This window comes from Scandinavium sp., from assembly GCF_032012665.1.
In the GTDB taxonomy this organism is placed as follows: domain Bacteria; phylum Pseudomonadota; class Gammaproteobacteria; order Enterobacterales; family Enterobacteriaceae; genus Scandinavium.
Map to the genome: position 1 here is coordinate 1 of NZ_DALZVG010000039.1, position 23,766 is coordinate 23,766.

The 23,766-nt window shown below is 56.8% G+C and carries 25 protein-coding genes; 10 read left to right on the plus strand and 15 right to left on the minus strand.

What is annotated here, in order from left to right:
* Nucleotides 1-211 precede the first annotated feature (211 nt).
* Genes RTU33_RS20725 through RTU33_RS20745 form a run of 5 tightly spaced genes read left to right on the plus strand, consistent with a single transcriptional unit; the run spans nucleotide 212 to nucleotide 3,316 of the window.
* Nucleotides 212-469 carry a PAAR domain-containing protein gene (locus tag RTU33_RS20725; protein ID WP_312629893.1) on the plus strand — a complete coding sequence of 86 codons (258 nt, stop codon included), beginning with the start codon at nucleotides 212-214 and terminating at the stop codon, nucleotides 467-469.
* A 2-nt stretch (nucleotides 470-471) separates the two neighbouring features.
* A complete protein-coding gene (locus RTU33_RS20730) occupies nucleotides 472-1,269 on the plus strand; it encodes a TagK domain-containing protein (RefSeq protein WP_312629895.1) in 798 nt (265 codons plus the stop codon).
* A 14-nt stretch (nucleotides 1,270-1,283) separates the two neighbouring features.
* On the plus strand, nucleotides 1,284-2,090 hold the full coding sequence (locus tag RTU33_RS20735) for a type VI secretion system accessory protein TagJ (protein ID WP_312629897.1): 807 nt from the start codon (nucleotides 1,284-1,286) through the stop codon (nucleotides 2,088-2,090).
* Between the two features lie 5 nt (nucleotides 2,091-2,095).
* Entirely contained in the window at nucleotides 2,096-2,590 is a 495-nt protein-coding gene (locus tag RTU33_RS20740; protein WP_312629899.1) for a GPW/gp25 family protein, read from the plus strand.
* A 60-nt stretch (nucleotides 2,591-2,650) separates the two neighbouring features.
* Nucleotides 2,651-3,316, plus strand: coding sequence for a hypothetical protein (locus RTU33_RS20745; RefSeq protein WP_312629900.1), 666 nt, complete (start codon nucleotides 2,651-2,653; stop codon nucleotides 3,314-3,316).
* A 45-nt stretch (nucleotides 3,317-3,361) separates the two neighbouring features.
* Here the strand turns inward: RTU33_RS20745 and nadR are convergent, their stop codons facing one another.
* The 3 genes from nadR to serB form a co-directional block, all read right to left on the minus strand.
* Complete coding sequence (gene nadR, locus RTU33_RS20750; protein ID WP_312629902.1) at nucleotides 3,362-4,594, minus strand: multifunctional transcriptional regulator/nicotinamide-nucleotide adenylyltransferase/ribosylnicotinamide kinase NadR; 1,233 nt, start codon at nucleotides 4,592-4,594, stop codon at nucleotides 3,362-3,364.
* Between the two features lie 110 nt (nucleotides 4,595-4,704).
* Nucleotides 4,705-6,087, minus strand: coding sequence for a DNA repair protein RadA (gene radA, locus RTU33_RS20755; protein WP_312629904.1), 1,383 nt, complete (start codon nucleotides 6,085-6,087; stop codon nucleotides 4,705-4,707).
* Between the two features lie 14 nt (nucleotides 6,088-6,101).
* Nucleotides 6,102-7,073: a phosphoserine phosphatase gene (serB, locus tag RTU33_RS20760; RefSeq protein WP_312629905.1), complete on the minus strand. Its 972-nt coding sequence runs from the start codon at nucleotides 7,071-7,073 to the stop codon at nucleotides 6,102-6,104.
* Between the two features lie 104 nt (nucleotides 7,074-7,177).
* Here serB and RTU33_RS20765 point away from each other — a divergent pair, with 104 nt between their 5' ends.
* Both RTU33_RS20765 and lplA read left to right on the plus strand, forming a co-directional pair.
* Entirely contained in the window at nucleotides 7,178-7,825 is a 648-nt protein-coding gene (locus RTU33_RS20765; RefSeq protein WP_312629906.1) for a YtjB family periplasmic protein, read from the plus strand.
* 36 nt (nucleotides 7,826-7,861) lie between these two features.
* The gene (gene lplA / locus RTU33_RS20770; RefSeq protein WP_312629908.1) at nucleotides 7,862-8,878 is read left to right on the plus strand and encodes a lipoate--protein ligase LplA; all 1,017 of its coding nucleotides are present in this window, start codon (nucleotides 7,862-7,864) and stop codon (nucleotides 8,876-8,878) included.
* An 87-nt stretch (nucleotides 8,879-8,965) separates the two neighbouring features.
* On the opposite strand, the gene deoD is transcribed toward lplA, so the two are convergent.
* The 4 genes from deoD to deoC form a co-directional block, all read right to left on the minus strand.
* Nucleotides 8,966-9,685, minus strand: coding sequence for a purine-nucleoside phosphorylase (gene deoD, locus RTU33_RS20775; protein ID WP_014882458.1), 720 nt, complete (start codon nucleotides 9,683-9,685; stop codon nucleotides 8,966-8,968).
* Between the two features lie 102 nt (nucleotides 9,686-9,787).
* Nucleotides 9,788-11,011 (minus strand): phosphopentomutase, encoded by a 1,224-nt coding sequence (deoB, locus tag RTU33_RS20780; protein ID WP_312629909.1) that lies wholly within the window; start codon nucleotides 11,009-11,011, stop codon nucleotides 9,788-9,790.
* A gap of 51 nt (nucleotides 11,012-11,062) precedes the next feature.
* On the minus strand, nucleotides 11,063-12,385 hold the full coding sequence (gene deoA, locus RTU33_RS20785) for a thymidine phosphorylase (RefSeq protein WP_312629910.1): 1,323 nt from the start codon (nucleotides 12,383-12,385) through the stop codon (nucleotides 11,063-11,065).
* Between the two features lie 132 nt (nucleotides 12,386-12,517).
* Nucleotides 12,518-13,297 (minus strand): deoxyribose-phosphate aldolase, encoded by a 780-nt coding sequence (deoC, locus tag RTU33_RS20790; RefSeq protein ID WP_312629911.1) that lies wholly within the window; start codon nucleotides 13,295-13,297, stop codon nucleotides 12,518-12,520.
* A gap of 227 nt (nucleotides 13,298-13,524) precedes the next feature.
* On the opposite strand from deoC, the gene RTU33_RS20795 reads away from it, so the two are divergent.
* Nucleotides 13,525-15,063 carry a YjjI family glycine radical enzyme gene (locus RTU33_RS20795; protein ID WP_312629912.1) on the plus strand — a complete coding sequence of 513 codons (1,539 nt, stop codon included), beginning with the start codon at nucleotides 13,525-13,527 and terminating at the stop codon, nucleotides 15,061-15,063.
* Nucleotides 15,035-15,898, plus strand: a complete 864-nt coding sequence (locus tag RTU33_RS20800; protein WP_312629913.1) for a YjjW family glycine radical enzyme activase — start codon at nucleotides 15,035-15,037, stop codon at nucleotides 15,896-15,898. Before RTU33_RS20795 ends, RTU33_RS20800 begins: the two co-directional genes overlap by 29 nt.
* On the opposite strand, the gene RTU33_RS20805 is transcribed toward RTU33_RS20800, so the two are convergent.
* The 8 genes from RTU33_RS20805 to RTU33_RS20840 form a co-directional block, all read right to left on the minus strand.
* Nucleotides 15,893-16,672, minus strand: coding sequence for a TatD family hydrolase (locus tag RTU33_RS20805; RefSeq protein ID WP_312629914.1), 780 nt, complete (start codon nucleotides 16,670-16,672; stop codon nucleotides 15,893-15,895). The two genes, RTU33_RS20800 and RTU33_RS20805, sit on opposite strands and share 6 nt — an antisense overlap.
* Complete coding sequence (locus tag RTU33_RS20810) at nucleotides 16,669-17,763, minus strand: patatin family protein (protein ID WP_312629915.1); 1,095 nt, start codon at nucleotides 17,761-17,763, stop codon at nucleotides 16,669-16,671. The genes RTU33_RS20805 and RTU33_RS20810 overlap by 4 nt, the downstream gene beginning before the upstream one ends.
* Nucleotides 17,764-17,881: 118 nt before the next feature.
* Nucleotides 17,882-18,043, minus strand: coding sequence for a DUF1328 domain-containing protein (locus RTU33_RS20815; protein ID WP_007373037.1), 162 nt, complete (start codon nucleotides 18,041-18,043; stop codon nucleotides 17,882-17,884).
* Between the two features lie 112 nt (nucleotides 18,044-18,155).
* Nucleotides 18,156-18,764, minus strand: coding sequence for a molecular chaperone OsmY (gene osmY / locus RTU33_RS20820; protein ID WP_312629917.1), 609 nt, complete (start codon nucleotides 18,762-18,764; stop codon nucleotides 18,156-18,158).
* 338 nt (nucleotides 18,765-19,102) lie between these two features.
* Nucleotides 19,103-20,692, minus strand: a complete 1,590-nt coding sequence (gene prfC / locus RTU33_RS20825; protein WP_312629919.1) for a peptide chain release factor 3 — start codon at nucleotides 20,690-20,692, stop codon at nucleotides 19,103-19,105.
* A gap of 91 nt (nucleotides 20,693-20,783) precedes the next feature.
* A complete protein-coding gene (gene yjjG, locus RTU33_RS20830; protein ID WP_312629920.1) occupies nucleotides 20,784-21,464 on the minus strand; it encodes a pyrimidine 5'-nucleotidase in 681 nt (226 codons plus the stop codon).
* Nucleotides 21,465-21,478: 14 nt separating this feature from the next.
* A complete protein-coding gene (gene rimI, locus RTU33_RS20835; RefSeq protein ID WP_312629921.1) occupies nucleotides 21,479-21,925 on the minus strand; it encodes a ribosomal protein S18-alanine N-acetyltransferase in 447 nt (148 codons plus the stop codon).
* Nucleotides 21,894-22,307: a DNA polymerase III subunit psi gene (locus tag RTU33_RS20840; protein WP_312629922.1), complete on the minus strand. Its 414-nt coding sequence runs from the start codon at nucleotides 22,305-22,307 to the stop codon at nucleotides 21,894-21,896. Before RTU33_RS20840 ends, rimI begins: the two co-directional genes overlap by 32 nt.
* A 197-nt stretch (nucleotides 22,308-22,504) precedes the next feature.
* Between RTU33_RS20840 and rsmC the strand changes: the two genes are divergently transcribed.
* Entirely contained in the window at nucleotides 22,505-23,533 is a 1,029-nt protein-coding gene (gene rsmC, locus RTU33_RS20845) for a 16S rRNA (guanine(1207)-N(2))-methyltransferase RsmC (protein ID WP_312629923.1), read from the plus strand.
* Nucleotides 23,534-23,766 lie beyond the last annotated feature (233 nt).

Consider the following 23,766-nt stretch of genomic DNA (forward strand, 5'->3'; position numbering starts at 1 on the left):
CCGACGGAAAGCCCGACCGAGAGCCCGACGGAAAGCCCAACCGAGAGCCCGACGGAAAGCCCAACCGAGAGCCCAACGGAGAGTCCGACGGAGACACCGACGGAAACGCCAACCGTCACACCGACGAGGACTCCGCCACCCTGATCGTCACCCCTTTCCGCTCGCCGCTTCGGCGGGCGGATTTACCCTTAATCCATAAAGGAGAGGTTATATGCAAAATGCAGCACGCTTAGGCGATGCCATCTGTCACGGCGGCGCGGTCGTCAGCGGTTCCGGGAACGTCTTTATCAACAGCATACCCGCGGCCATGCTGGGAAGCGCCGCCGCCTGCGCCCTTCATGGCGGAAGCGCCGTTGCATCCGGCTCCGGTACCGTGTTCATCAACAACAGTCCCGCGGCTCGGCTGGGTGACTGCACCGGCTGTGGTGCCGCCATCTGTAGTGGCTCGGGCGATGTGTTTATAGGCTAGGCATGATCACTTTAAACCTTTACTGGCCAGAACAGCGCTCGCGTCGGGTGCTGGGTGACAATGAAACCGTCATTTTCGACGTCGACAGCGGTCAGTTCTTCTCCCCTGCAAAAGCCCCCTGTGAGGAGGGGGTTATTTTCAGCCATGGCACAGAGGGGCTTAGCCTGCTTAACGCTCAGCGACTGCTGCCCTGCTATGTTGATGGCCACCCTCTGGCCTTTCAGGAACGTCATTCCCTGCGGATCCAGAGCAGCATTCAGCTTGCCCGCTATGGCATCACCGTGGAGGACGAGGAGACGGATAAAAGTCTGCTCCAGGAGCTGGGTTACGCCGACGGCTGCGGCAACGACGCCCAGTTACCGGAGCTGGTGGAGATCCTGCACAACAGCCTGCAGCACGTCACCGAGGCACCGGAAAACGAAAAAAGGGACATTCTTAAATCGCTTGAAAAAGAGTTTCGCCAGGCCCTGATATGGGGCATCCAGCAGCCCCACGCCCGACAGTCCGGCCCGCGGCGCGACAACCGGTTCAACGAAAACGTGTTTCACTTCGACAGGGTTCAGGCGCAGGTCAAATCAGCCACCGTCACCCACTGTATTTTTGAAACGCCGGCGCTTATCCACAAAGTGTTTAACGAGCTGGAGATCGCCGAAAGTGACAGGATCCAGGCCGAAGAGCAGACAAAAACCGACGTCCTCAAGCTGCTGGCCCCTGAAGAAGTTCGCTACGACACCCAAAAACGGATCCCCGCTCTGCTGGTACAGGACATTTACCGGGCAGACCTGGACACTCTACTGTAATTAAAGGATTAACTATGATGCTGACAACTCCCCGTCTCAGGACCTTCCTGCAGGAAAATACCTTTGGTTCACTGACGGAAGACCTGCTTTCTACCCTAAAGAAACGCCCGGCCGACCGGGAATCTCGTTACGCGCTGGCAACGCTCTGGTGCATCGAAGAAGCATGGGACAAGGCGCTGACGCAGGTCGATACCCTGGCCGCCCTGTCGGATGCGACCTCCTCGCATAGCGAACTGCTGAAAAACCTGATCATGAGTGAGATGGTGCGTAAGCAGGTGCTCAACGGAGAACGCAAGGCCAGCCCGCTTGACGAGCAGGCCCCCACCTGGCTGGACATTCTGCACCAGGCAAACCAGGCCAGTGCCGCCCAGGAAATCGATAAAGCGGATGAGCTTCGCTTTCAGGCCTTCGAGCTTGCCCCGGTCACCGCAGGCCACAGCGAGCACGCCGGTGCGTTCGACTGGATTGCCGATGGCGATGGCCGTCTTGGGCCAGTGTGCGAATTTATCTGCGCCGGCGGGTATCGCTGGGTGCCGTTCGAGCAGATCCAATCGCTGACGGTGCAGCCACCTCAGTCGCTGCTTGACCTGATGTGGGCACCCGCGACGCTCGTCACCCCGTCGCGTAAATGGAGCGGCTATTTACCTGCCCGCTACCCGATCGACGCCAGCCAGAGCCTGAGCGTGAAGCTCGGCGACGAGACCCACTGGCAGCAGCAAAGCCTGGTATTGACCATCGGCGAAGGCCGTAAGATGTGGGTCACCGAGCAAAGCGAATTTTCGATCATGGAAACGGGCACCCTCACCTTTGAAACGGCCTGAACGCCATGAACAGCAAGCAGCAATATCTGCCAACCCTGCTCGATCGCCTGCTGGATGATGAGCCCAAAAAGCAGCAGGAGGCCTTTGACAAAGCCTTTTACGATGCGAGGACCCTCAGGCGTCTGGTGCAGCGGGATCTGGCATCGCTCCTCAACTGCAACAACATCGATCGCGAACTCGATCCCGTTAAGCACTGCCATGTGGCTAACACGGTGGTGAATTTCGGCATCACTCCGCTTCCGGGCATGCCGGTCAACCTGAACAACTGGCGGCAAATGGAGAAAAACATTCGTGATGCCATTCTGCGCTTCGAGCCCCGAATCATCCCCGAATCGCTGCTGGTGCATATTCTCCACGAGAAGGATAAATCCTTCAGCAGTACCAACATGCTGTTCGAAGTTCGCGGGCTGATCTACTGGGAGCCTCATCCCATCGATCTCTGTCTGAACGGCAGCTATGACCGCGAATGCGAACGCATTGAGCTGTCTGGTGTGTCGTAATGTTATCCACGGGCAGCGCCAGCGCTGCCCGTGTTGTTGCCTGAATCACAAGGATAAATCATGAAGGTGCTTTATGTTGGTAGCGGGCTTTCAGCCCAGCAGGCCACGGACGAACGCTACCGCGACCATATCAAAGTGTGTTTAAACAACGCCTGGCGAATCTTCCCCGACGAGGTATTTGATTACTGGATCCACCCCAACGACTTTCCTGCCGAAAACTATCCGCAGACGAAAAATTACCGCACGGAAATTCGGCACAAAGAGTACTCAGCCGCTCTGCATCAGGGAGCAGAAACGCTCGGTTTCGGGGAGCTAAGCGGTTTCAATCTGGAAAGAAAAATTGGCTATACCTCTTTCTTTCAGGGTCTCTACTGGATAATGCTGACCCTGGCGCCAGCGCGGATCGGGCTGCTCGGCTTCGATCACGACTATAACCCTGAGAAGGTGCAAAAATGGCGCGCCGAGGGCATGCCACAGGTCTGTAATGACTTTAATCAGAAAACGGAAAAAACCTTGCGGGAGTGGGCCGGGAACTATTTTTCCGGGCTGGAGCAGGATTCCTTTTACGGCCACGGCACGCCGGACCCATTACGCTTCGGGCCGGAGTATCTGGAGCAAAAAATGCATATTGCCGTCGCCAGCGCGAAAACGCTGGGCGTTGAAATCGTCAATTATTCGCAGCGCCCGTCGCCCTATAACATATTTGTGCGCGGTACGCCTGAGTGATCGGAGCGGGTTCGCGATCCTGAGGGTGGCGAACCCCGTCACTTTTTAGCCCTGCTCGCCCATCATCTGCTTTACCAGCTCCACGCAGCGCAGGAATCGCGCGTCGTAGTCCGGTTCTTCAACATGGACATACTCGATGTTGTTCTCCTCGAGCATCTCTACCAGCATGGTCTGAAACTCTTTCCTGTCGACTGAACTGCCCAGGCTACGCAAGCCGTCGGCAACCCACGGGGTATTATTTTCCAGCACGATAACCAGGTCGAAGCGGTATTCATCAATCAGCGCCTGCACGAACGGGTGCTCGCGGCCTTCGTATTTCTTACAGAACGCCTGGGTGGTGACAAAATCGGTGTCGATAAACGCCACCTTATTGGCATATTTCACCGCAAAATCAATGTACTGTGCATGGCCAAGCGCGATTTTATCGTAGTCCGAATACTGTAACGCCATCTCGTCGCCGCCGAGATGCGAAAAGACGTAATCCCGGCCATATTCCCAGGCGCTGGTGGTATTGAAAATGTTAGCGAGCTTATTCACCAGCGTCGATTTACCGCTCGACTCGCCGCCGAGAATCGCCACCGTACGCACGAAGAACGGCTTCACTTCGGTCGGGATATATTCCCAGTAGCGCGACGGGTTTTCACGAATTTGCGCGCCGCTGATGCTCATGAACGTGCGCTGCGGGTCGATAAGCACCGTTTCGGTGCCCAGATGCTCGCGAAACTGCGGCGCATCGGCCTCTTCGGAGGTGTAAATGGTATTTGGCTGAATGCCCTTTTCTTCCATAAACGCCTTCACGCCGTTGCTCCACACGTCCCAGCCGTGGGGATACGGCTCCATGCCCTCTTCGTTAAAGGCATGAATACGAATGTTTTTCTGATATTTGAAGGTCTGCAACAGCCAGCGCAAACGATCGGATACCGTCGGCTGCTGCGACATCGCGCTGTCTTCAAACAGCTCGCGGTCGCGCTTTTCGTCATAGCCCATGATGATATGCAGCTCATCGACCTGGCTTACGGCGCGCTGGATAAGATAGATATGCCCGGTATGCAATGGGTAGAACTTACCGAACACCACGCCAACATTTTTCTGCTGGCGCGGAAACTCGAGCCCGAGGAAACGGTGCAACGCTTCGAGCTTTTGCGCACTCGGGCTTTTGATTTTGGCGTTCAGCAACTGGCTCAGATAGCCCTTCGTCATCCCGCTGGCGTCCGCCACCTGCTGCAAGGTACAGCCTTTCTGGCGAATAGCGGTTTTGATGTAATCGAATGATGACAAAGGAGCCTCCTGCCTGATGGGTTTGCCCGGCGGCGCTTAGGCTTGCCGGGCCTGGAAAAACGTAGGGCGGATAAGCAAAGCGTCACCCGCCAAAAGAGATAACGCAATGATTATAATTCGTCGAAGACGTTTAGTGCATCGGAAAGCTTTTTCACGCCAAACACCTTCATCCCTTCCGGTATTTTTTTCGGTACGTTAGCCGCGGGCACGATCGCCCGTTTAAAGCCATGCTTGGCGGCTTCAGAGATTCGCTCCTGCCCGCTCGGCACCGGGCGAATTTCACCGGAAAGCCCGACTTCGCCAAACACCACCAAATCCTGCGGCAGCGGCCTGTCGCGCAGGCTGGAGACCATCGCCATCAGCAGCGCCAGATCCGCACTGGTTTCGGTCACCTTCACGCCGCCGACCACGTTGACGAACACGTCCTGGTCGAACATCTGCAAGCCACCGTGACGATGCAGCACCGCCAGCAGAATCGACAGACGGTTCTGTTCAAGCCCCACCGCTACGCGACGCGGGTTGCCCATCATCGACTGATCGACCAGCGCCTGAATCTCGACCAACAGCGGCCGCGTGCCTTCCCAGACCACCATCACCGAGCTGCCGGAGGTGACTTCATCGCCCCGGCTCAGGAATATGGCAGAAGGGTTGCTCACTTCGCGCAGGCCCTGTTCAGTCATGGCGAAAACGCCAAGCTCATTGACCGCACCAAATCGGTTTTTGTGACTGCGCAGCGTGCGGAAACGGGAGTCCGCATCGCCGTCCAACAATACGGAACAGTCGATGCAGTGCTCCAGCACTTTAGGCCCCGCCAGCGAACCATCTTTAGTGACGTGACCGACCATGATAATCGCCACCCCGCGCGTTTTAGCAAAGCGGGTCAGGTAAGCGGCACTTTCGCGCACCTGGGCGACACTGCCCGGCGAGGACTGTACGTCGGCCATATGCATAACCTGGATGGAGTCGATCACCATCAGCTTCGGCTGCTCTTCTTCGGCAATCTGGCAAATCTGCTCAATGCTGGTTTCTGACAGCATGTTGAGGTTAGCAGCCGGTAACCCAAGACGGTGCGCGCGCATCGCGACCTGCTGCAAAGATTCTTCGCCGGTGACGTAGAGGGTTTTCATCTGCTCGCTGAGCTTGCACAGCGTCTGCAACAGCAGGGTGGATTTCCCGGCCCCCGGATTGCCGCCAATCAAAATGGCGCTGCCCGGCACGACGCCACCGCCAAGCACGCGGTCAAACTCTTTAAAGCCGCTGGAGAAGCGCGGCAGCTCTTCGAGGCTGATTTCAGAAAGCTTCTGGACCTTCGAGCCACCAGAAGCCCCGGCGTAGCCGGTTAAGCGCTCATTGCGCGCCACGACGGGCGACGCGGCAATGCGCATTTCGGTAATGGTGTTCCAGGCATGACAGGCACTGCACTGCCCCTGCCAGCGCGGATAATCCGCGCCGCATTCGTTACAGACAAAGGCGCGTTTCGGTGCTTTCGCCACGGTTTACCTCGTTATTACTTTTGATTCAGGCTGCCGGACAGGATGCAAAATACGCCCATCAGGTCAGCGTGACGGATGGTGATTTCCGTCTGCTCGTTCACTTTCGGTTTGGCATGGTACGCAATACCGAGCCCGGCCACTTTAATCATCGGCAGATCGTTGGCGCCGTCGCCAATCGCCACGGTTTGCGCCAGCGGAATTTCATGGCTTTCGGCCAGACGTTTCAGGGTGCTGGCCTTGTACTGTGCGTCCACGATATCGCCGGTCACGTTGCCGGTGAGCACGCCGTCGCGAATTTCCAGCTCATTCGCCACCGCGGCCGTCAGGCGCAGTTTTTCACGCAGATAATCGGCGAAGAACGTAAAGCCGCCGGAGGCAATCGCCACCTTCCAGCCCAGCGTTTCCAGCTTCAGCACCAGCGGCACCAGTCCTGGCATCAGCGGCAGCGTGTCGCGAACCTGACGCAGAATGCTTGCATCGGCGCCCTGCAGAGTGGCCACCCGCTGGCGAAGGCTGGCGGTGAAATCGAGTTCGCCGCGCATCGCACGCTCAGTGACTTCAGACACCAGCTCGCCGGTCCCCGCCAGTTTGGCGATTTCATCAATACACTCAATCTGGATAGCCGTTGAATCCATGTCCATCACCAGCAGGCCCGGCGTGCGCAGGTGCGGGATTTTCCCGAGCGGGGCGACGTCAAACCCGGCATCGTGTGCAAGGCGCGTCGCACGCGGCGTAAGCGATCCTGCGAGGCGAATCACCTGATAATCCTCAACGCACCAGGCGGCAACAATCACCATCGCCGCCCCCAGCTTGTGCTGATAATCGGTCAGGCGCTGTTTATCGAGACGGCGGCCATACAGCAGCCAGCCGCTGCGTCCGGCGTGGTAATCCAGCGGCATCACTTCATCACCGCTCAAGGACAGCGGCAGCCCAGGCCATAAAGAGACATCGTCGGGCAGGTCGCACCAGGTCAGACTGTTCGGCATTACAGCTCCAGTTAATCGAGATTTGGCCAGGAAAATAACGCATGAGGCTACCCTGTATCCAGCGCTTCTGGCAACATTAAGCTGCAAATTTTCAAAGGTGGAATATGGTTCGCGCAAAACTGAAATTTCGGCTGCATCGTGCGGTGATCGTCCTTATCTGTCTTGCCCTGCTGGTGGCCCTGATGCAGGGCGCATCGTGGTTCAGCCAAAACCACCAGCGGCAGCGCAACCCACAGATGGAAGAGCTGGCCCGCTCCCTCGCCCATCAGGTCACGCTGAATCTTGCGCCGTTGATGCGTTCAGAAACGCCGGATGAGAAGAAGATCAATCAGTTGCTGACGCAGCTGACCACCAACAGTCGCCTGCTGGACGCCAGCGTCTATGACGAAGAAGGCAACCTGATCGCCCACAGCGGTGAGTGCGTGGACGTCCGCGACCGCCTGGCGCTCGACGGCAAAAAAGCCGGGGGCTACTTCAATCAGCAGATCGTCGAACCCATTCAGGGCAAGAATGAACCCCTTGGCTATCTGCGCCTGACGCTGGACACCCACACGCTGGCGACGGAAGCCAAACAGGTGGATAACACCACCAACATTCTGCGCCTGATGCTGCTGCTCTCCCTTGCCATCGGCGTGGTGCTGACTCGCACATTGCTTCAGGGCAAACGCACGCGCTGGCAGCAATCGCCGTTTCTGCTCACGGCGAATAAATCCGTTCCCGAAGAGGATGAGGGCGAAAACAAGGATAAGTGATAAATTGGCTGAATCATTAAAGAAAGGAAATCTGCCATGTCGACGCTGCGCCTGCTTATCTCTGATTCATACGATCCCTGGTTCAACCTGGCGGTGGAAGAGTGTATTTTCCGCCAGATGCCCGCCACCCAGCGCGTGCTGTTTTTGTGGCGCAACGCCGATACCGTCGTCATTGGTCGGGCACAAAATCCATGGAAAGAGTGCAACACCCGGCGGATGGAAGAGGATAACGTGCGCCTGGCGCGCCGCAGCAGCGGCGGCGGTGCGGTGTTTCACGATCTCGGTAACACCTGCTTTACCTTTATGGCCGGCAAGCCGGAATACGATAAAACCATCTCCACGTCGATAGTGCTTAACGCCCTGAACGCTCTTGGCGTGACGGCTGCGGCCTCCGGACGCAACGACCTGGTGGTCAAAACTCCGCAAGGCGATCGTAAGGTCTCCGGTTCGGCCTATCGCGAAACCCTGGATCGGGGATTTCATCACGGCACGCTGCTGCTGAATGCTGACCTCAGCCGTCTGGCAAACTACCTCAACCCTGACAAGAAAAAGCTTCAGGCAAAAGGGATTACCTCGGTACGCGGCCGCGTGGCAAATCTGATTGAGCTGCTGCCGGGTATCACCCATGAAAAAATCTGCGGCGCGGTAACGGAGGCGTTCTTCGCCCATTACGGCGAACGCGTTGAAGCAGAAGTGATTTCGCCAGACAAAACCCCGGACCTGCCAAACTTTGCGGAAACCTTTGCCCGCCAGAGCAGCTGGGAGTGGAACTTCGGCCAGGCGCCAGCCTTTTCACATCTGCTCGATGAACGTTTCACCTGGGGCGGCATCGAGCTGCATTTCGACGTCGAGAAAGGCCACATCACCCGCACCCAGGTTTTCACCGACAGCCTGAATCCGGCACCGCTGGAGTCGCTGGCGGCACGCTTGCAGGGCTGCCTGTATCAACCTGACGTGCTTCAGCAAGAGTGCGATGCGCTGTTGGGGGATTTCCCGGAACAGGAAAAAGAGCTACGTGAACTGTCGGCGTGGATTGCGGGGGCGGTCCGGTGAGGGAGAATAAAAAACGGCAACCTTTGGTTGCCGTTTTGCGTTGACTTCCCAGGCCGGGTCAGGCGAAGCCCCCCGGCACAACAACATTTACTCTTTATCGCCCAGCAGAACGGATTCCAGCGCGATTTTGATCATGTCGTTGAAGGTCGTCTGACGCTCCGCGGCGGTGGTCTGCTCGTGGGTGCGGATGTGGTCAGAGACGGTGCAGATGGTCAGCGCTTTTGCGCCAAATTCTGCGGCCACGCCGTAGATACCTGCCGCTTCCATTTCCACGCCCAGAATGCCGTATTTCTCCATCACGTCGAACATTTCGCCGTCCGGAGAGTAGAACAGATCGGCGGAGAAGAGGTTGCCAACGCGCGCGTCAACGCCCAACGCTTTAGCCGCGTCAACGGCGTTACGCACCATGTCGAAGTCAGCAATCGCCGCGAAGTCGTGATCTTTGAAGCGGATACGGTTCACTTTGGAATCGGTGCAGGCACCCATGCCGATAACCACATCACGCAGCTTCACGTCCATACGCACGGCGCCACAGGAGCCCACACGGATGATTTTCTTCACGCCGAAATCGGTGATCAGCTCTTTGGTGTAGATGGAGCAGGACGGGATACCCATACCGTGACCCATCACGGAAATCTTGCGGCCTTTGTAGGTGCCGGTGAAGCCCAGCATGCCGCGTACGTTGTTCACTTCACGCACGTCTTCGAGGAAAGTTTCAGCAATGTGCTTCGCGCGCAGCGGATCGCCAGGCATCAGTACGACGTCAGCGAAATCACCCATTTCAGCGTTAATGTGTGGGGTTGCCATTTTATTTTTCCTTATTCGTTGTTGTTATGCCGGGTGGTGGCGTTGCCTTACCCGGCCTACAAATCCGTAGGCCCGGTAAGCTTGCGCCACCGGGCAATTGCATCACAGCATATTTTTGCCGTATTCCATCGGTGACGTACCAAAGTACGTTGCCAGGGTCTGACCGATATCCGCGAAGGTTTCGCGATGGCCCAGCGAACCTGCTTTCACTTTCGGGCCATAGACCAGCACCGGAATGTGTTCACGGGTGTGATCGGTCCCGGTCCAGGTCGGGTCGCAGCCGTGGTCCGCGGTGAGGATGATGATGTCATCTTCACCCACCAGCTTCAGCAGCTCCGGCAGACGGCGATCGAACAGCTCCAGACCTGCTGCATAGCCGGCAACGTCGCGGCGGTGACCCCAGGAAGAGTCGAAATCAACGAAGTTAGTGAAGACGATGGTATTGTCCCCGGCTTCTTTCATCTCTTTCACGGTAGCGTCAAACAGCGCATCCAGACCGGTCGCTTTCACCTTTTTGGTGATGCCGCAGTTGGCGTAGATATCCGCAATTTTGCCGACGGACACCACGTGACCACCCTTCTCATCGACCAGTTTCTGCAACACGGTTGGCGCTGGCGGCTCAACGGCCAGGTCGTGACGGTTGCCGGTACGCTCGAAGCTGCCCGCTTTGTCACCGATGAACGGACGCGCGATCACGCGGCCGATGTTGTAGCCGCCCTCAGTGAGCTCTTCACGGGCGATTTCGCACAGCTCATACAGCTTATCCAGGCCATAGGTGCCTTCGTGGCAGGCAATCTGGAAGACGGAGTCAGCGGAGGTGTAGAAAATCGGCTTGCCGGTTTTCATATGCTCTTCGCCGAGCTCGTCCAGGATAACGGTGCCAGATGAGTGGCAGTTGCCGAGGTAGCCCGGCAGGTTGGCGCGCTTAACCAGCTTATCCAGCAGCTCCTGTGGGAAGCTGTTGTGGTGTTCCGGGAAGTAGCCCCAGTCGAACAGCACGGGCACACCGGCAATTTCCCAGTGACCGGATGGGGTATCTTTCCCGGAAGAGAGCTCATGCGCCCAGGCGTATGCGCCAACCACTTCGGCATTACCGTCCATGCCAGCGGCAATGTTTCCGGTAGACCCTTCATGGGCTTTCACCAGACCCAGACGGGTCAGGTTTGGCAGGTTCAGCGGGCCCTGGCGGCCTTTATCGGCCTCGCCTTTCGCGCAGGCTTCTGCGATATGGCCCATCGTATCGGCACCGACATCGCCGAAACGCTCTGCGTCTTCGGTGGCGCCGATACCAAAGGAGTCCAGCACCATAATAAATGCACGTTTCATATTTTCTCCGTACGTTTTGCGCTGCAAAAAAGCGATCAGATCAGTATACCGCTATTGAGTGATTCGACGATAGACCGTTGGTGTTTCTTTTGGTGCCGTATCGTCCAGTTTAATTGCCGCTTTCACCGCTTTGGCGGCTTCCTGCCAGCTGGCTTCGTCTTTCGCGTGGACCACCGCCAACGGACGCTGCCCGTCAACGCTTTCGCCCAGGCGCGCCATGTCGGTAAAGCCGACGCTGTAATCCAGCTTATCGCTGGCCTGACGGCGACCGCCGCCCATCGCAACAACGGCCATCCCGAGCGCGCGGGTATCCATTGCGGAAACGAATCCTTCCGTATCGGCATAGACCGCTTTACTGAGCATCGCCGTTGGCAGGTATTTCGCGTAATTTTCGACGAAGTCCGCCGGGCCTTTCTGTGCCGCGACCATGCGGCCGAAGATCTCAGCGGCTTTACCGTTATCCAGCACCGCCTGTAGTTTGCTGCGCGCTTCCGCTTCGTCTTTCGCCAGATGACCGGAGATCAGCATCTCCACGCACAGCGCCATGGTGACGTCGAACAGACGCGGATTGCGGTACTCGCCGGTCAGGAACTGCACCGCCTCACGGACCTCAACGGCATTACCCGCGCTGGATGCCAGCACCTGGTTCATATCAGTCAGCAGCGCGGTAGTCCGCACGCCTGCGCCGTTGGAGACGCCAACGATCGCTTCGGCGAGCGCTTCAGAGAGCTCGTAGGTCGGCATAAATGCGCCGCTGCCCACCTTCACGTCCATCACCAGCGCATCCAGCCCTTCGGCGAGTTTTTTCGCCAGAATGGACGCCGTTATCAGCGGAATGGAATCGACCGTGGCGGTGATGTCGCGGGTGGCATAAAAACGTTTGTCCGCAGGCGCGAGCGAGCTGGTCTGCCCGATAATTGCCACGCCTGTGTCCTTAATAATTTCGCGGAAGCGATTGTCGTCCGGGAAGATATCAAACCCCGGAATCGCTTCCAGTTTGTCGAGCGTACCGCCCGTGTGCCCGAGGCCGCGCCCGGAGATCATCGGAATGTAGCCGCCGCAGGCCGCCACCATTGGGCCAAGCATCAGGGAGGTCACATCACCCACGCCGCCGGTGGAGTGCTTGTCGACAATCGGGCCGTTTAAATTCAGGCTTTTCCAATCAAGGACGGTGCCGGAATCCCGCATGGCCATCGTCAGCGAGACGCGCTCCGGCATGGACATATCATGGAAGAAAATGGTCATCGCCAGGGCCGCAATTTGCCCTTCGGACACGGTGTTATCACGAATGCCGTTGATGAAGAAACGGATCTCTTCGTCACTCAGCGCGTGACCATCGCGTTTTTTACGAATAATTTCTTGTGCGAGAAACACGGTAACCCCCTGAGGGAAAATCGAAAAGCCATCGTAGCTGTAGGCAGGATTTGGCGTAGCCGACATCCGGCACTTAAACAATTTGCCGGGTGGCGCTACGCTTACCCGGCCTACGTCCATTGATACGGTAAATCAGTAAGCGCTCGCGCTCTTGCCGTCGCCGTGACCCAGCGCTTTCAGCAGGCTTGCCAGCAGGCTGGACGCGCCAAAGCGGTAGTGACGGGCGTCGGCCCAGTCGGCGCCAAACAGGTCATCAGCAATCGCGAGGAATTTCTGTGCGTCTTCAGCGGTACGCACGCCGCCCGCTGGCTTAAAGCCCACGGTTTTTTCAACGCCCATATCGCGGATCACTTCCATCATGATGCGCGCGCTTTCTGGCGTGGCGTTCACCGGCACTTTACCGGTAGAGGTTTTGATGAAGTCCGCGCCCGCTTTGATGGCGATTTCAGAGGCTTTACGAATCAGTGCCTCTTCTTTCAGCTCACCGGTTTCGATGATCACTTTCAGCAGCACGTTCGCTGCCGCACAGGCGTCTTTACAGGCTTTCACCAGATCGAAACCGACCTGCTCGTTGCCCGCAATCAGCGCACGATAAGGGAACACAACGTCAACTTCATCTGCGCCGTAGGCGATAGCCGCTTTGGTTTCCGCCAGCGCGATGTCGATGTCATCGTTGCCGTGCGGGAAGTTAGTGACGGTTGCGATGCGAACGTCTGGTGTACCCTGCTCTTTCAGCGCCTTGCGCGCGACAGGGATAAAGCGAGGGTAGATGCAGATTGCCGCGGTCGTGCCCACCGGCGTTTTCGCCTGATGGCACAGGGCGATCACTTTCGCATCAGTGTCATCGTCATTCAGGGTGGTCAGGTCCATCAGCTTTAACGCGCGCAGGCTGCTTGCAGTTAAATCAGTCATGTTATCTCCGGTGTGTAATTTTACCTTGCGGGTCTGTGACTATTTTAACACCGACCCGACGTTTCACTTCGATCCCCATCACAGTTAATGAAACGCACATGCAAATTTGCATTACCGTAATGAGATTTGAATCACTCTTTTAAGCGCCGACGAGGGATATGGATCAAGAGCCACGCCGCCGCTTTTCTCTACAATGCCCTCATCGCCAACGCGCCTGAGGAACGTCTATGTCTGACTCTTTTGCACAACGCTGCCAGAATATTGTGACAAGCAAAACGCTCAGCCCCGAGCAAAAACGCCACTTTCTGGCGCTTGAAGCGGAAAACGCTTTGCCCTATCCGACTCTGCCAGAAGCCGCCCGTGCGGCGCTGGACCAGGGCGTGATCTGCGATATGTTTGAAGGCCACGCGCCGTTCAAACCGCGCTACGTTCTGCCCGACTACGCGCGTTTCCTGGCTAACGGCTCAGAATGGCTGGAGCTGGAAGGTGCGAAGGATCTGGATGACGCACTCTCAATGCTGACCATTCTTTATCACCACGTTCCGTCGGTGACGGCGATGCCGGTTTACCTTGGGCATCTGGATGCGATCCTCGCCCCATATGTTAAAATTCTAACACAAGAAGAAATCGATATCCGCATAAAACGTTTCTGGCGCTATCTGGACAGAACCCTGCCGGACGCTTTCACCCACGTGAATATCGGCCCGGAAGATACCCCCGTCACGCGCGCCATTTTACGTGCCGATGCTGAACTGAAGCAGGCTGCACCGAATCTGACGTTTATCTATGATCCGGACATTACACCGGATTCTCTGCTGCTGGAAGTCAGTAAAAACATCTGTGAATGCAGCAAGCCACACATCGCTAACGGCCCGGTGAATGATAAAATTTTCACAAAAGGCCAGTATGGCGTGGTCAGCTGCTACAACTCACTGCCGCTGGCGGGCGGCGGTAGCACGCTGGTGCGTCTGAATCTGAAAGAAATTGCACGGCGCAGTGAATCGGTGGCCGACTTCTTCGACCGGGTTCTTCCGTTCTACTGCCAGCAGCAAATCGCCATCATTGATGCCCGTTGCACCTTCCTGTACCAGCAATCGCACTTCTTTGAGAATAGCTTCCTGGTGGCGGAAGGGTTGATTGACCCGCAGCGCTTTGCGCCAATGTTTGGCATTTATGCCCTGGCGGAAGCGGTGAACCTGCTCTGTGAAAAAGCCAACAGCCCTGCCCGCTATGGTCAGGATGAAGAGGCCAATGCGCTTGGCTGGCGTATCAGCGCTGAACTGGCGGCGTTTGTTGAAAGAACACCTGTTAAGTTCGGCTGGAACCAGCGCGCGATGCTGCATGCCCAATCCGGCATCAGCTCCGACAGCGGTACTACGCCCGGCGCGCGTATTCCTTACGGCAGCGAACCCGATCCGGTCAGCCACCTGCTGACCGTTGCGCCGCATCATGCGTTTTATACCGCCGGGATCAGCGACATCCTGACGCTCGATGAAACCATAAAACGCAACCCACAGGCGATAATGCAGCTCTGCCTGGGCGCGTTTAATGCCGGAATGCGCGAGTTTTCAGCCAACGTCAGCGGCAACGATCTGGTACGCGTCACCGGGTATATGGTACGTCTCTCAGACCTGCAAAAATTCCGTGCCGAAGGCTCACGCACCAATACCACCTGGCTTGGCGAAGAGGCCGCCCGCAACACCCGCATTCTGGAACGCCAACCGAGAGTCATCAGCCATGAGCAGCAGATGCGCTTCAGTCAGTAAAATCATCCCGTTCTCCTGCGTCGACGGCCCCGGTAGCCGTCTGACGCTGTTCCTGCAGGGCTGTAATCTGCGCTGTAAAAGCTGCCACAACCCCTGGACGATGGGGCGCTGCAACGACTGCGGAGAGTGTGCTGTTCATTGCCCACACGATGCGCTCTCCTTTCAGGCCGGGCGCGTCTACTGGCAGGAAACGCTCTGCCAGCAGTGCGACACCTGCCTGAAGATGTGCCCGCAGCAGGCCACACCGATGGCGAAAACAATGTCCGTCGAAGAGGTGATAAAGCAGGTCGCGCGCGCGGCCCCGTTCATTGAAGGCATCACCGTCAGCGGCGGCGAAGCCACCACTCAACTGCCCTTTATTTGCGAGCTATTCACGCAGCTCAAGGCCACGCCAGCGCTTTCACATCTCACCTGCCTGGTCGACAGCAACGGCGAGCTGGGCATTCCGGGCTGGGAGAAGCTGCTGCCGGTCTGCGACGGCGTGATGGTGGATTTGAAAGCCTGGAATAGCAGCGTTCACCAGCATCTCACCGGGCGCGGGAATGAAAGGATTAAAGCCAGTATTCGCTGGCTGGCAGAACACCAGAGGCTTGCGGAGCTACGCCTGCTGACCATCCCTGAGGAGACGGACTATTTGTCATCCATTGAACCGCTGAGCGAGTTTATTCATTCCCTGGGAGAAATCACCGTGAGGCTGAATGCCTTTCATGCCCACGGCGTCTACAGTGAAGCACGAGAGTGGCGCAGCGCCCACGCCGGGGACGTTGAGCCGCTGGCACAAGCGCTGCAAAATCAGGGGATAAATCAGGTTATCCTCCCGGCGCTTTACTTATAGGGCGGTAAAAAGCTGACGGGTATTTTTCGCCAGCGCATCGGCGATATCTGCGGGTGATTCAGAACGTAGTTCACAAAGGGAGGTAAAAACGTCTGCTGCCCGTTCCGGGCGATTGGGCTGGCCCTGATAGCCGTTGAGCGGCATGTCCGGCGCATCCGTTTCCAGCAGCAGTGCGCTCAGGGGCAAACGCGCCATCACCTCACGCGTTTTGCTTGCCCGCGGGTAGGTTATCGTCCCGCCCACGCCAATTTTATACCCCAGTTGAACGAATCGTTCCGCCTGTTGCAGGCTTCCGGCAAAACCGTGGACAACGCCGGTGCAGGGTAAATTATGCCGCTTGAGGTGCATCGCCAGCTTATCGTGGGTCCGGCGTGAGTGGAGGATCACCGGAAGATCGTAGCGTTTCGCGAGCCTGAGCTGCGCATCCAGCACCGCCTGCTGTTTATCGAACTGCGGATTGTCGCGATACAGATCAAGGCCAATTTCCCCGATAGCCACAAGCTTCGGCGGCTTCAGGGCAAGCAGCGCCTCAAGCTTTGCCAGGCTTTCATCATGATGTTTTTCTATCACAATCGGATGCAGGCCCAGCGCGGCATACAGCGGGGCGTGATTTGCCGCAAGCTTCAGCACACCGTCGAAACGCGTCGCTTCGGTCGCGGGCACGATGATCTTCGATACGCCCGCGCGGGCGGCAAGGACCAGACTGTTTTCGATATCGTCGACAAAGGGCGGAAAATCAAAATGGCAATGGGTGTCGGTAAAGCTGAAGCTCACGCCAGCCCCTCGCTATCAAAACTCGCATCGTTGGCCTGTGGCGCGTCGATAAGCGGCGCATTGTGCAGATCGTTTGCCACCGCTGCGGGAGGAATAACCACCGCCGCAGGAGGGATAACAACGGCGGCAGGCGTGGCAACGCGCGGTTTGAAGCGATGCAAAGGAGGCTTATCGGCCAGCATTTTGCCCATCGTGGCAAGGAAATAGCGCCCACACTGACGGCCCACGTTGTAGTCTTCCAGCAGCGCAGGCAGGCGGCTACCGAGCGCCATACTTTTCAGTGGCTTAGGCGGGAAGATTTCCAGGATCCGCACGTTGCCCGGCGGTTTCTCAATGAACTGCTGAATGGCGTGGTAGGTTTTTTCGTGATGCTGAACCAGGTTCACAAACGGCTGCAGGCTGCTCTCTCCGAGCCAGCGTTCCATACGCTTGAACCACTGCGGGGTGTAGTACATCTGCGACGGCACGGTGCGGATCACCACGATTGTTTTCCCGCCGCGCTTCACCGCTTCCTGTACCGGAATGGCATCGCTCACGCCGCCATCCAGCCAGTTAATGCCGTCTAACGTCACGCCAGGCCGGTAAAAACCGGGGATCGCACTGGAGGCCCGAATCTGATCCATCCAGGTTTCACGCGTTGGCGAGAAGTAGCCCGGCGAGTAGTCATCCGCCCGGGAGGCACACATGTAAAACGCTTTGCCGTCATCAAACTGGCGCGCGGCCACATCCATCGCCAGCGGCATTTTGCTTGAGGTGGCCTCTACCAGCCAGTCGAGATCGATAAGATTGCCGCCGCGCACAAAGCGCATCGGATCGAAAAAATCTCGGGAAGTCGTGTAGCGGGTGATCACTTTTCGGGCATAGCCGGGCTGATTGCAAAGGTAGGCAGAAAGATTCTGTGCCCCGGCAGAGGTGCCTAAATAGAGATCGAATGGATTAAATCTGGCGCGCATAAATTCATCCAGCACGCCTGCCGTAAAGATGCCACGCTGCCCGCCGCCCTCACAGACTAATGCCAGCTCGCCTGGGTGAAAGGGTTTCACTGCAAGTGGCGCAATGTTACCGAGCGTCACCGGAATTCGCTGTCCCACACTGCTTTCCCTTTTTTGATTGTTCTGTCCTATAACCATAACGCAAACAAGGATTGTCTGAAAACAATAAAGCCAGCCCGAAGGCTGGCTTTGTGTTACGAAAATTTAACTTAGCAGGCTAAGGACGTCGGCGCCCCATAAACAGGCTGACCAGGAACAGGATGATACCGACGATGAAAACAATTTTTGCGGCACCCGCTGCCGTACCCGCCAGACCACCAAAGCCCAGAGCGGCGGCAATTAATGCGATGACCAGAAAGATAATGCCCCAACGAAACATACGATTCTCCTTTACCATAGTGAATGTCGTCCGCTTTGATGAACGCTCAGGCACTCAAAACGACAGACTCGTTTCCCCGGCACTGGCCGGGGAAGGTAGTGTCAGAACAACGTTATTTAACTTTCAGATCGTTCTTGACACTTTTTACGCCATCAACTGCTTTGGCGATGCTCTCCGCGCGTTCACTCTGCGCATGAGAATCGACCGTACCGGAAAGCTGCACCACGCCGTCGGTGGTTTCTACTTTCACTTTGCGGGACGGTACAATATCGTCCGCCAGCAGCTTGGCTTTGATTTCACTGGTGGTTGCGGTATCACCCGCATACCCCTGCATGCTTTGCGTTTTGCTGTCACGCACGTGGAGCTTATCGCTGACTGACGCCACGCCTTCCACACCTTTCGCGACTTTCACCGCCTCTTCGGCCTGGGCCTGGCTTTCAACAAAGCCGCTCAGCGTGACGACCTTGTTATCGGTTTTCACCGAAATATCGGTACTTTTGATGGAGTCATGATCGACCAGTGCCGCTTTCACCTTCGCCGTGATGCTGCTGTCATCCATGAAGCCGCCGACTTTGCTCATTGAGCTGTCGACTTTTTGCCCTGCGCTTTCCGCAGCGGATTGGGTCTTATCCATGGTGGATTCCGCCAGAGCAGAACCGCTCATCATTGCAGTACCCAGCATGATTGCCAGCAGCGTTTTGGACATCTTATGGCTCGTCATTGTCTCGATTCCTGTAGTTTGCTCAGAATTTGAGCTCAGGCGATCTTCATGATCGCATTGCTGTAGGGGGGAATATCACCACAATTTCACAGTTTTTAATCTTGATAATGACAAATAAACCGGGCTAATTCGCTAATGAACACGCATTGAGTAGCGAGTTAAGCCAGACAACTTGTCATCACTTTGTTAAATATAGCCAACAATTTTTAACTCGCCCGGCCAACAGGTTAAAAAGTGACCTTTCCGGCGGGAATCGGGCTCATTTAAGAACTTTCTGCAAGGGAATCAAGAGGGAGGCAAAGTGACAGAGCACGGCGCGGGCCGTGCTCTGGAGAGGATTAGTGCTCGCGAGTTTTACGGAACTGAACGTCAGGGTAACGTTCCTGAGTCAGGTTCAGGTTTACCATCGTTGGGGCGATATAGGTGAGGTTGTCGCCGCCGTCCAGCGCAAGCTGTACTTCGTTTTTGCGCTTGAACTCTTCGAATTTCTTCACATCGCTGCTTTCTACCCAGCGTGCCGTCGCCACGTTCACCGATTCGTAAATCGCTTCGACGTTGTACTCGCTCTTCAGACGCGCAACCACCACGTCGAACTGCAGCACACCGACCGCGCCAACGATCAGATCGTTGTTGGCAATCGGGCGGAAGACCTGCACGGCGCCCTCTTCCGAGAGCTGAACCAGCCCTTTGAGCAGTTGCTTCTGCTTGAGCGGATCCTTCAGGCGAATACGACGGAACAGCTCCGGCGCGAAGTTCGGAATGCCGGTGAACTTCATCATTTCGCCCTGGGTAAAGGTGTCACCAATCTGAATGGTGCCGTGGTTATGCAGGCCAATGATGTCGCCCGGGAAGGCTTCTTCCACGTGCGAACGGTCGCCCGCCATAAAGGTCAGCGCGTCGGAGATAACGACATCTTTCCCGGTGCGCACCTGACGCAGCTTCATGCCCTTTTCATATTTACCGGACACCACACGCATGAACGCTACGCGGTCACGGTGTTTCGGGTCCATGTTGGCCTGAATCTTAAACACGAAGCCTGAGAACTTCTCTTCTTTCGCTTCGACTTCACGGCTGTCGGTTTTACGCGGCATTGGCGCTGGCGCCCATTCCACCAGACCGTCCAGCATGTGATCCACGCCGAAGTTACCGAGTGCGGTACCGAAGAACACCGGGGTGATTTCGCCTGCCAGGAACAGTTCCTGATCGAACTCGTGAGACGCGCCCTGAACCAGCTCCAGCTCTTCACGCAGCTGTGCCGCCAGCTCTTCGCCTACGGCCGCGTCGAGATCCGGGTTGTTCAGCCCTTTAACAATGCGAACTTCCTGGATCGTATGGCCTTTACCGGTCTGGTACAGATAGGTTTCATCTTTGTAGAGATGATAAACGCCCTTAAACAGCTTGCCGCAGCCGATAGGCCAGGTGATTGGCGCACAGCCGATTTTCAGCTCGCGCTCCACTTCATCCAGCACTTCCATCGGATCGCGGATGTCACGATCGAGTTTATTCATGAAGGTCAGGATCGGCGTATCGCGCAGACGGGTCACTTCCATCAGCTTACGGGTACGATCCTCAACGCCTTTTGCGGCGTCGATAACCATCAGACAGCAGTCCACCGCCGTCAGGGTACGGTAGGTATCTTCGGAGAAGTCTTCGTGACCCGGGGTATCAAGCAGATTCACCAGGCAGTCGTGATACGGGAACTGCATCACGGAGGTGGTGATCGAGATCCCACGCTGCTTTTCCATCTCCATCCAGTCGGATTTCGCATGCTGGCTGGAGCCACGGCCTTTGACGGTACCGGCGGTCTGGATCGCCTGTCCGAACAGCAGCACTTTTTCAGTGATGGTCGTTTTACCGGCATCCGGGTGAGAAATGATGGCAAAAGTGCGGCGTTTGGCCACCTCTTGCAGATAAGGAGACAACGTCATAGTCAATTCTTCTTAAGTAAACGCGGCGTCAATCCGCGCATGTTGAATACGAAAAATGCGGCTATTTTACCCGTAAGGCGGGGCCTGACAATCAATGTTTACACAGGAGCTGCTCCAGTTCGGCAAGCGATGTCACGGTCCAGGTTGGCTGGATATGTTCCGGCAACACCTGCTGGTGCGCATTCAACCAGCAGGTTGAGAGCCCGGCGTTCATACCGCCGAGGATGTCAGAGGCGGCGGTGTCACCCACCATCAGCACCCGGGAGCGATCCGGGTTGCCCGCCAGCTCCAGCGCATAATCAAAGATGCGCGCATCCGGTTTGGCCACGCCGACTTCTTCGGAAATAATCAATAAATCAAAGTGTTCACGCAGGCCAGTGCGCTCAAGGCGAATCTGCTGAAGCGAGGTGAAGCCGTTGGTGATGATCCCCATCTTCACTTTGCCTTTGAGTGAATCCAGCAGCGAAACCGCGCCCGGCAGCGGTGCGCAAATCTCGGCCATCGCGTTCATAAAGGCGTCATTCAGGTCACCCGGGTTGGCGTTCAGGCGCGCCGCCCAGCCTTCAAAACGCTGATGCTGAAGCTGCAAAGAGGTGATCGCCCCATTCTGGTAATCCACCCACAGCGGCTTATTCACGGCCTGGTAGTCCTGGAAATCTTCAGCGGTGAAGGTCACGCTATAGTCAAGAAACATCCGCTGTAGGCCGCTGAACGAGTCGAAGGTAAACAGCGTCTCGTCGGCATCAAAGAAAATCCAGTCCCACTTCTTCATCGTAAACCCTTGTCTTACATACTGACAGGCAGCGCCATGATCAGAGCATCTTCGCGCCCGTCTGCCGTTGGATAATAGTTGCGGCGAATCGTCGCTTCGTTAAAACCTACGCTTTCATACAATGTGATTGCGGCGGCGTTCGAGGCCCGAACCTCCAGCCACAGCGTCGCCACGCCACGCTGTTCCACTTCGTCGATGACCCGCTCAAGCAGCTCGCGCCCGAGCCCCCGGCGCTGAAATGCCGGGTCGACCGCGATATTGAACAACGTAGCCTCATCAAGCACGATTTGCGTGATAGCGAAGGCCGCCATTTCACCGTCGACGGTCAGCTGCAGGTTGAGATAGCGTTCGCCCTGATTGCTGGCGAGCGTCTGCTCGCTCCACGGAAACGCATGAGCGCGCTGTTCAATGCGCAATGCGCGCGGTAAATCAGTCTGACTGAGGGAAGAAATCGTGTTCATGAGCACAAATTTGTTGCCAGAGCTCAGCGCGAGCCGCCGCGCTGGTCTGTAGTTGTTCGAATACCGGGCTCGTCACCTGCGCGCCTTCCAGCGCAACGGGCTCGTCTTCGCCAAGACGCCAGCTGTTGCAGCGTCCGCCTTCCGGCAGCATCGCTACACGATCGGGCGTCAGCTGTAATACCTGATCTGGCGTGACGGCAAACGCACGCAGAATGTCGTTCAGCAGCGGTTCGGTCAGCGCGGGCAGTGTTTGCGCCACCATCACCAGGCGGATATGTTCAGGCAGCGAGATAGCGATTTCGCCCTGCAACACCGAAGGGCGGCGCAAAGACCACTGGGTAATGCCCAGCTGCTGTAGTTGCCAGTCTCGTCGGGATGTCATCGCGGGTTTCTCCTGTCTGTCAGGCGCGGAAATATAGCAAATTCGGCGAAGTTGCGCCAACAAAGCGAGGCCGCCGCCTTGTTATATAGCCTGAATAATTCGAGTGACAGCAAGCGCAGCCAACGCAGATGTAACTTGAAGTATGACGGCTATAAACGTGTATAATCCCGCCCGTCTTTAATCAATGGTGACTTTTTATGTCTGCTTTATCTCCGGCAAGTGAAGTCTTGCTGCGCCACAGTGATGATTTCGAACAAAGCCGCATTCTGTTTGCCGGTGATCTGCAGGATGACCTGCCCGCTCGTCTGGATACCGCCTTTAGCCGCGCCCATACGCAACAGTTTCACCACTGGCAGGTGCTGAGCCGCCAGATGGGCGAGAACGTGCGCTTCAGCCTGACGGCGGAAGCCGCCGACGTGGCCGACTGTGACACGCTGATTTACTACTGGCCGAAAAACAAGCCCGAGGCGCTGTACCAGCTGACCAATATTCTGTCGCTGCTGCCGGTGGGCACCGATATTTTTGTCGTCGGTGAAAACCGCAGCGGCGTGCGCAGCGCCGAGCAAATGCTCGCGGAATTCGCTCCGTTGAATAAAGTCGACAGCGCTCGCCGCTGTGGCCTTTACCATGGTCGACTGGAAAAGCAGCCGTCGTTTAACGCCGAAGGTTACTGGGGCGAATATCAGCTCGACGGCCTGACCATTAAAACCCTGCCGGGTGTCTTCAGTCGCGATGGTCTGGACGTTGGCAGCCAGCTACTGCTTTCCACCCTGACGCCGCACACCAAAGGCAAAGTGCTGGACGTCGGCTGTGGCGCGGGCGTTCTGGCGACCGTACTGGCGAGCCATTCGCCAAAAGTTCGCCTGACGCTATGCGACGTGAGTGCACCTGCGGTAGAAGCCAGCCGTGCAACGCTTGCTGCGAACGAACTTGAAGGCGAAGTTTTTGCCAGCAACGTTTTCTCCGAAGTCACCGGCCGCTTCGATATGATCATCTCCAACCCGCCGTTCCACGACGGGCTGCAGACCAGCCTGGAAGCCGCACAACAGTTGATTCGCGGCGCGGTGCGTCATCTGAACAGCGGCGGCGAGCTGCGAATCGTGGCCAACGCCTTCCTGCCTTACCCGAAAGTGCTGGATGAAGTCTTTGGCTTCCACGAAGTGATTGCCCAGACGGGCCGCTTCAAAGTCTACCGCACGGTAATGACCCGTCAGGCGAAAAAATAATCTTTACCCACCCTGCAGGCTCTACCCTGCGGGGATTTTCCCTCTCTTTTCTCCGTTCCGTTAAAGCGCCCAATTTTAGAGCGATCGGCAAATTCGGCTGCAATTAACTGTTGACGAAAACCCTGAATCCACTAGAATGCGCCTCCGTAGTAGCGATTCTTTATAGAATCGATGGTATGCGAAGGTGGCGGAATTGGTAGACGCGCTAGCTTCAGGTGTTAGTGTCCTTACGG

Bases quoted from the DNA above. Each gene is read 5' to 3' on its own strand.
- lplA (WP_312629908.1), top strand. From the start codon at position 7,862: ATGTCGACGCTGCGCCTGCTTATCTCTGATTCATACGATCCCTGGTTC.
- prfC (WP_312629919.1), bottom strand. From the start codon at position 20,692: ATGACGTTGTCTCCTTATCTGCAAGAGGTGGCCAAACGCCGCACTTTT.
- RTU33_RS20745 (WP_312629900.1), top strand. From the start codon at position 2,651: ATGAAGGTGCTTTATGTTGGTAGCGGGCTTTCAGCCCAGCAGGCCACG.
- serB (WP_312629905.1), bottom strand. From the start codon at position 7,073: ATGCCGAACAGTCTGACCTGGTGCGACCTGCCCGACGATGTCTCTTTA.
- osmY (WP_312629917.1), bottom strand. From the start codon at position 18,764: ATGACGAGCCATAAGATGTCCAAAACGCTGCTGGCAATCATGCTGGGT.
- RTU33_RS20725 (WP_312629893.1), top strand. From the start codon at position 212: ATGCAAAATGCAGCACGCTTAGGCGATGCCATCTGTCACGGCGGCGCG.
- rimI (WP_312629921.1), bottom strand. From the start codon at position 21,925: ATGAACACGATTTCTTCCCTCAGTCAGACTGATTTACCGCGCGCATTG.
- RTU33_RS20730 (WP_312629895.1), top strand. From the start codon at position 472: ATGATCACTTTAAACCTTTACTGGCCAGAACAGCGCTCGCGTCGGGTG.
- RTU33_RS20765 (WP_312629906.1), top strand. From the start codon at position 7,178: ATGGTTCGCGCAAAACTGAAATTTCGGCTGCATCGTGCGGTGATCGTC.
- RTU33_RS20840 (WP_312629922.1), bottom strand. From the start codon at position 22,307: ATGACATCCCGACGAGACTGGCAACTACAGCAGCTGGGCATTACCCAG.
- rsmC (WP_312629923.1), top strand. From the start codon at position 22,505: ATGTCTGCTTTATCTCCGGCAAGTGAAGTCTTGCTGCGCCACAGTGAT.
- yjjG (WP_312629920.1), bottom strand. From the start codon at position 21,464: ATGAAGAAGTGGGACTGGATTTTCTTTGATGCCGACGAGACGCTGTTT.
- deoD (WP_014882458.1), bottom strand. From the start codon at position 9,685: ATGGCAACCCCACACATTAACGCTGAAATGGGTGATTTCGCTGACGTC.
- RTU33_RS20800 (WP_312629913.1), top strand. From the start codon at position 15,035: ATGAGCAGCAGATGCGCTTCAGTCAGTAAAATCATCCCGTTCTCCTGC.
- deoB (WP_312629909.1), bottom strand. From the start codon at position 11,011: ATGAAACGTGCATTTATTATGGTGCTGGACTCCTTTGGTATCGGCGCC.
- RTU33_RS20815 (WP_007373037.1), bottom strand. From the start codon at position 18,043: ATGTTTCGTTGGGGCATTATCTTTCTGGTCATCGCATTAATTGCCGCC.
- RTU33_RS20740 (WP_312629899.1), top strand. From the start codon at position 2,096: ATGAACAGCAAGCAGCAATATCTGCCAACCCTGCTCGATCGCCTGCTG.
- RTU33_RS20795 (WP_312629912.1), top strand. From the start codon at position 13,525: ATGTCTGACTCTTTTGCACAACGCTGCCAGAATATTGTGACAAGCAAA.
- RTU33_RS20735 (WP_312629897.1), top strand. From the start codon at position 1,284: ATGATGCTGACAACTCCCCGTCTCAGGACCTTCCTGCAGGAAAATACC.
- deoC (WP_312629911.1), bottom strand. From the start codon at position 13,297: ATGACTGATTTAACTGCAAGCAGCCTGCGCGCGTTAAAGCTGATGGAC.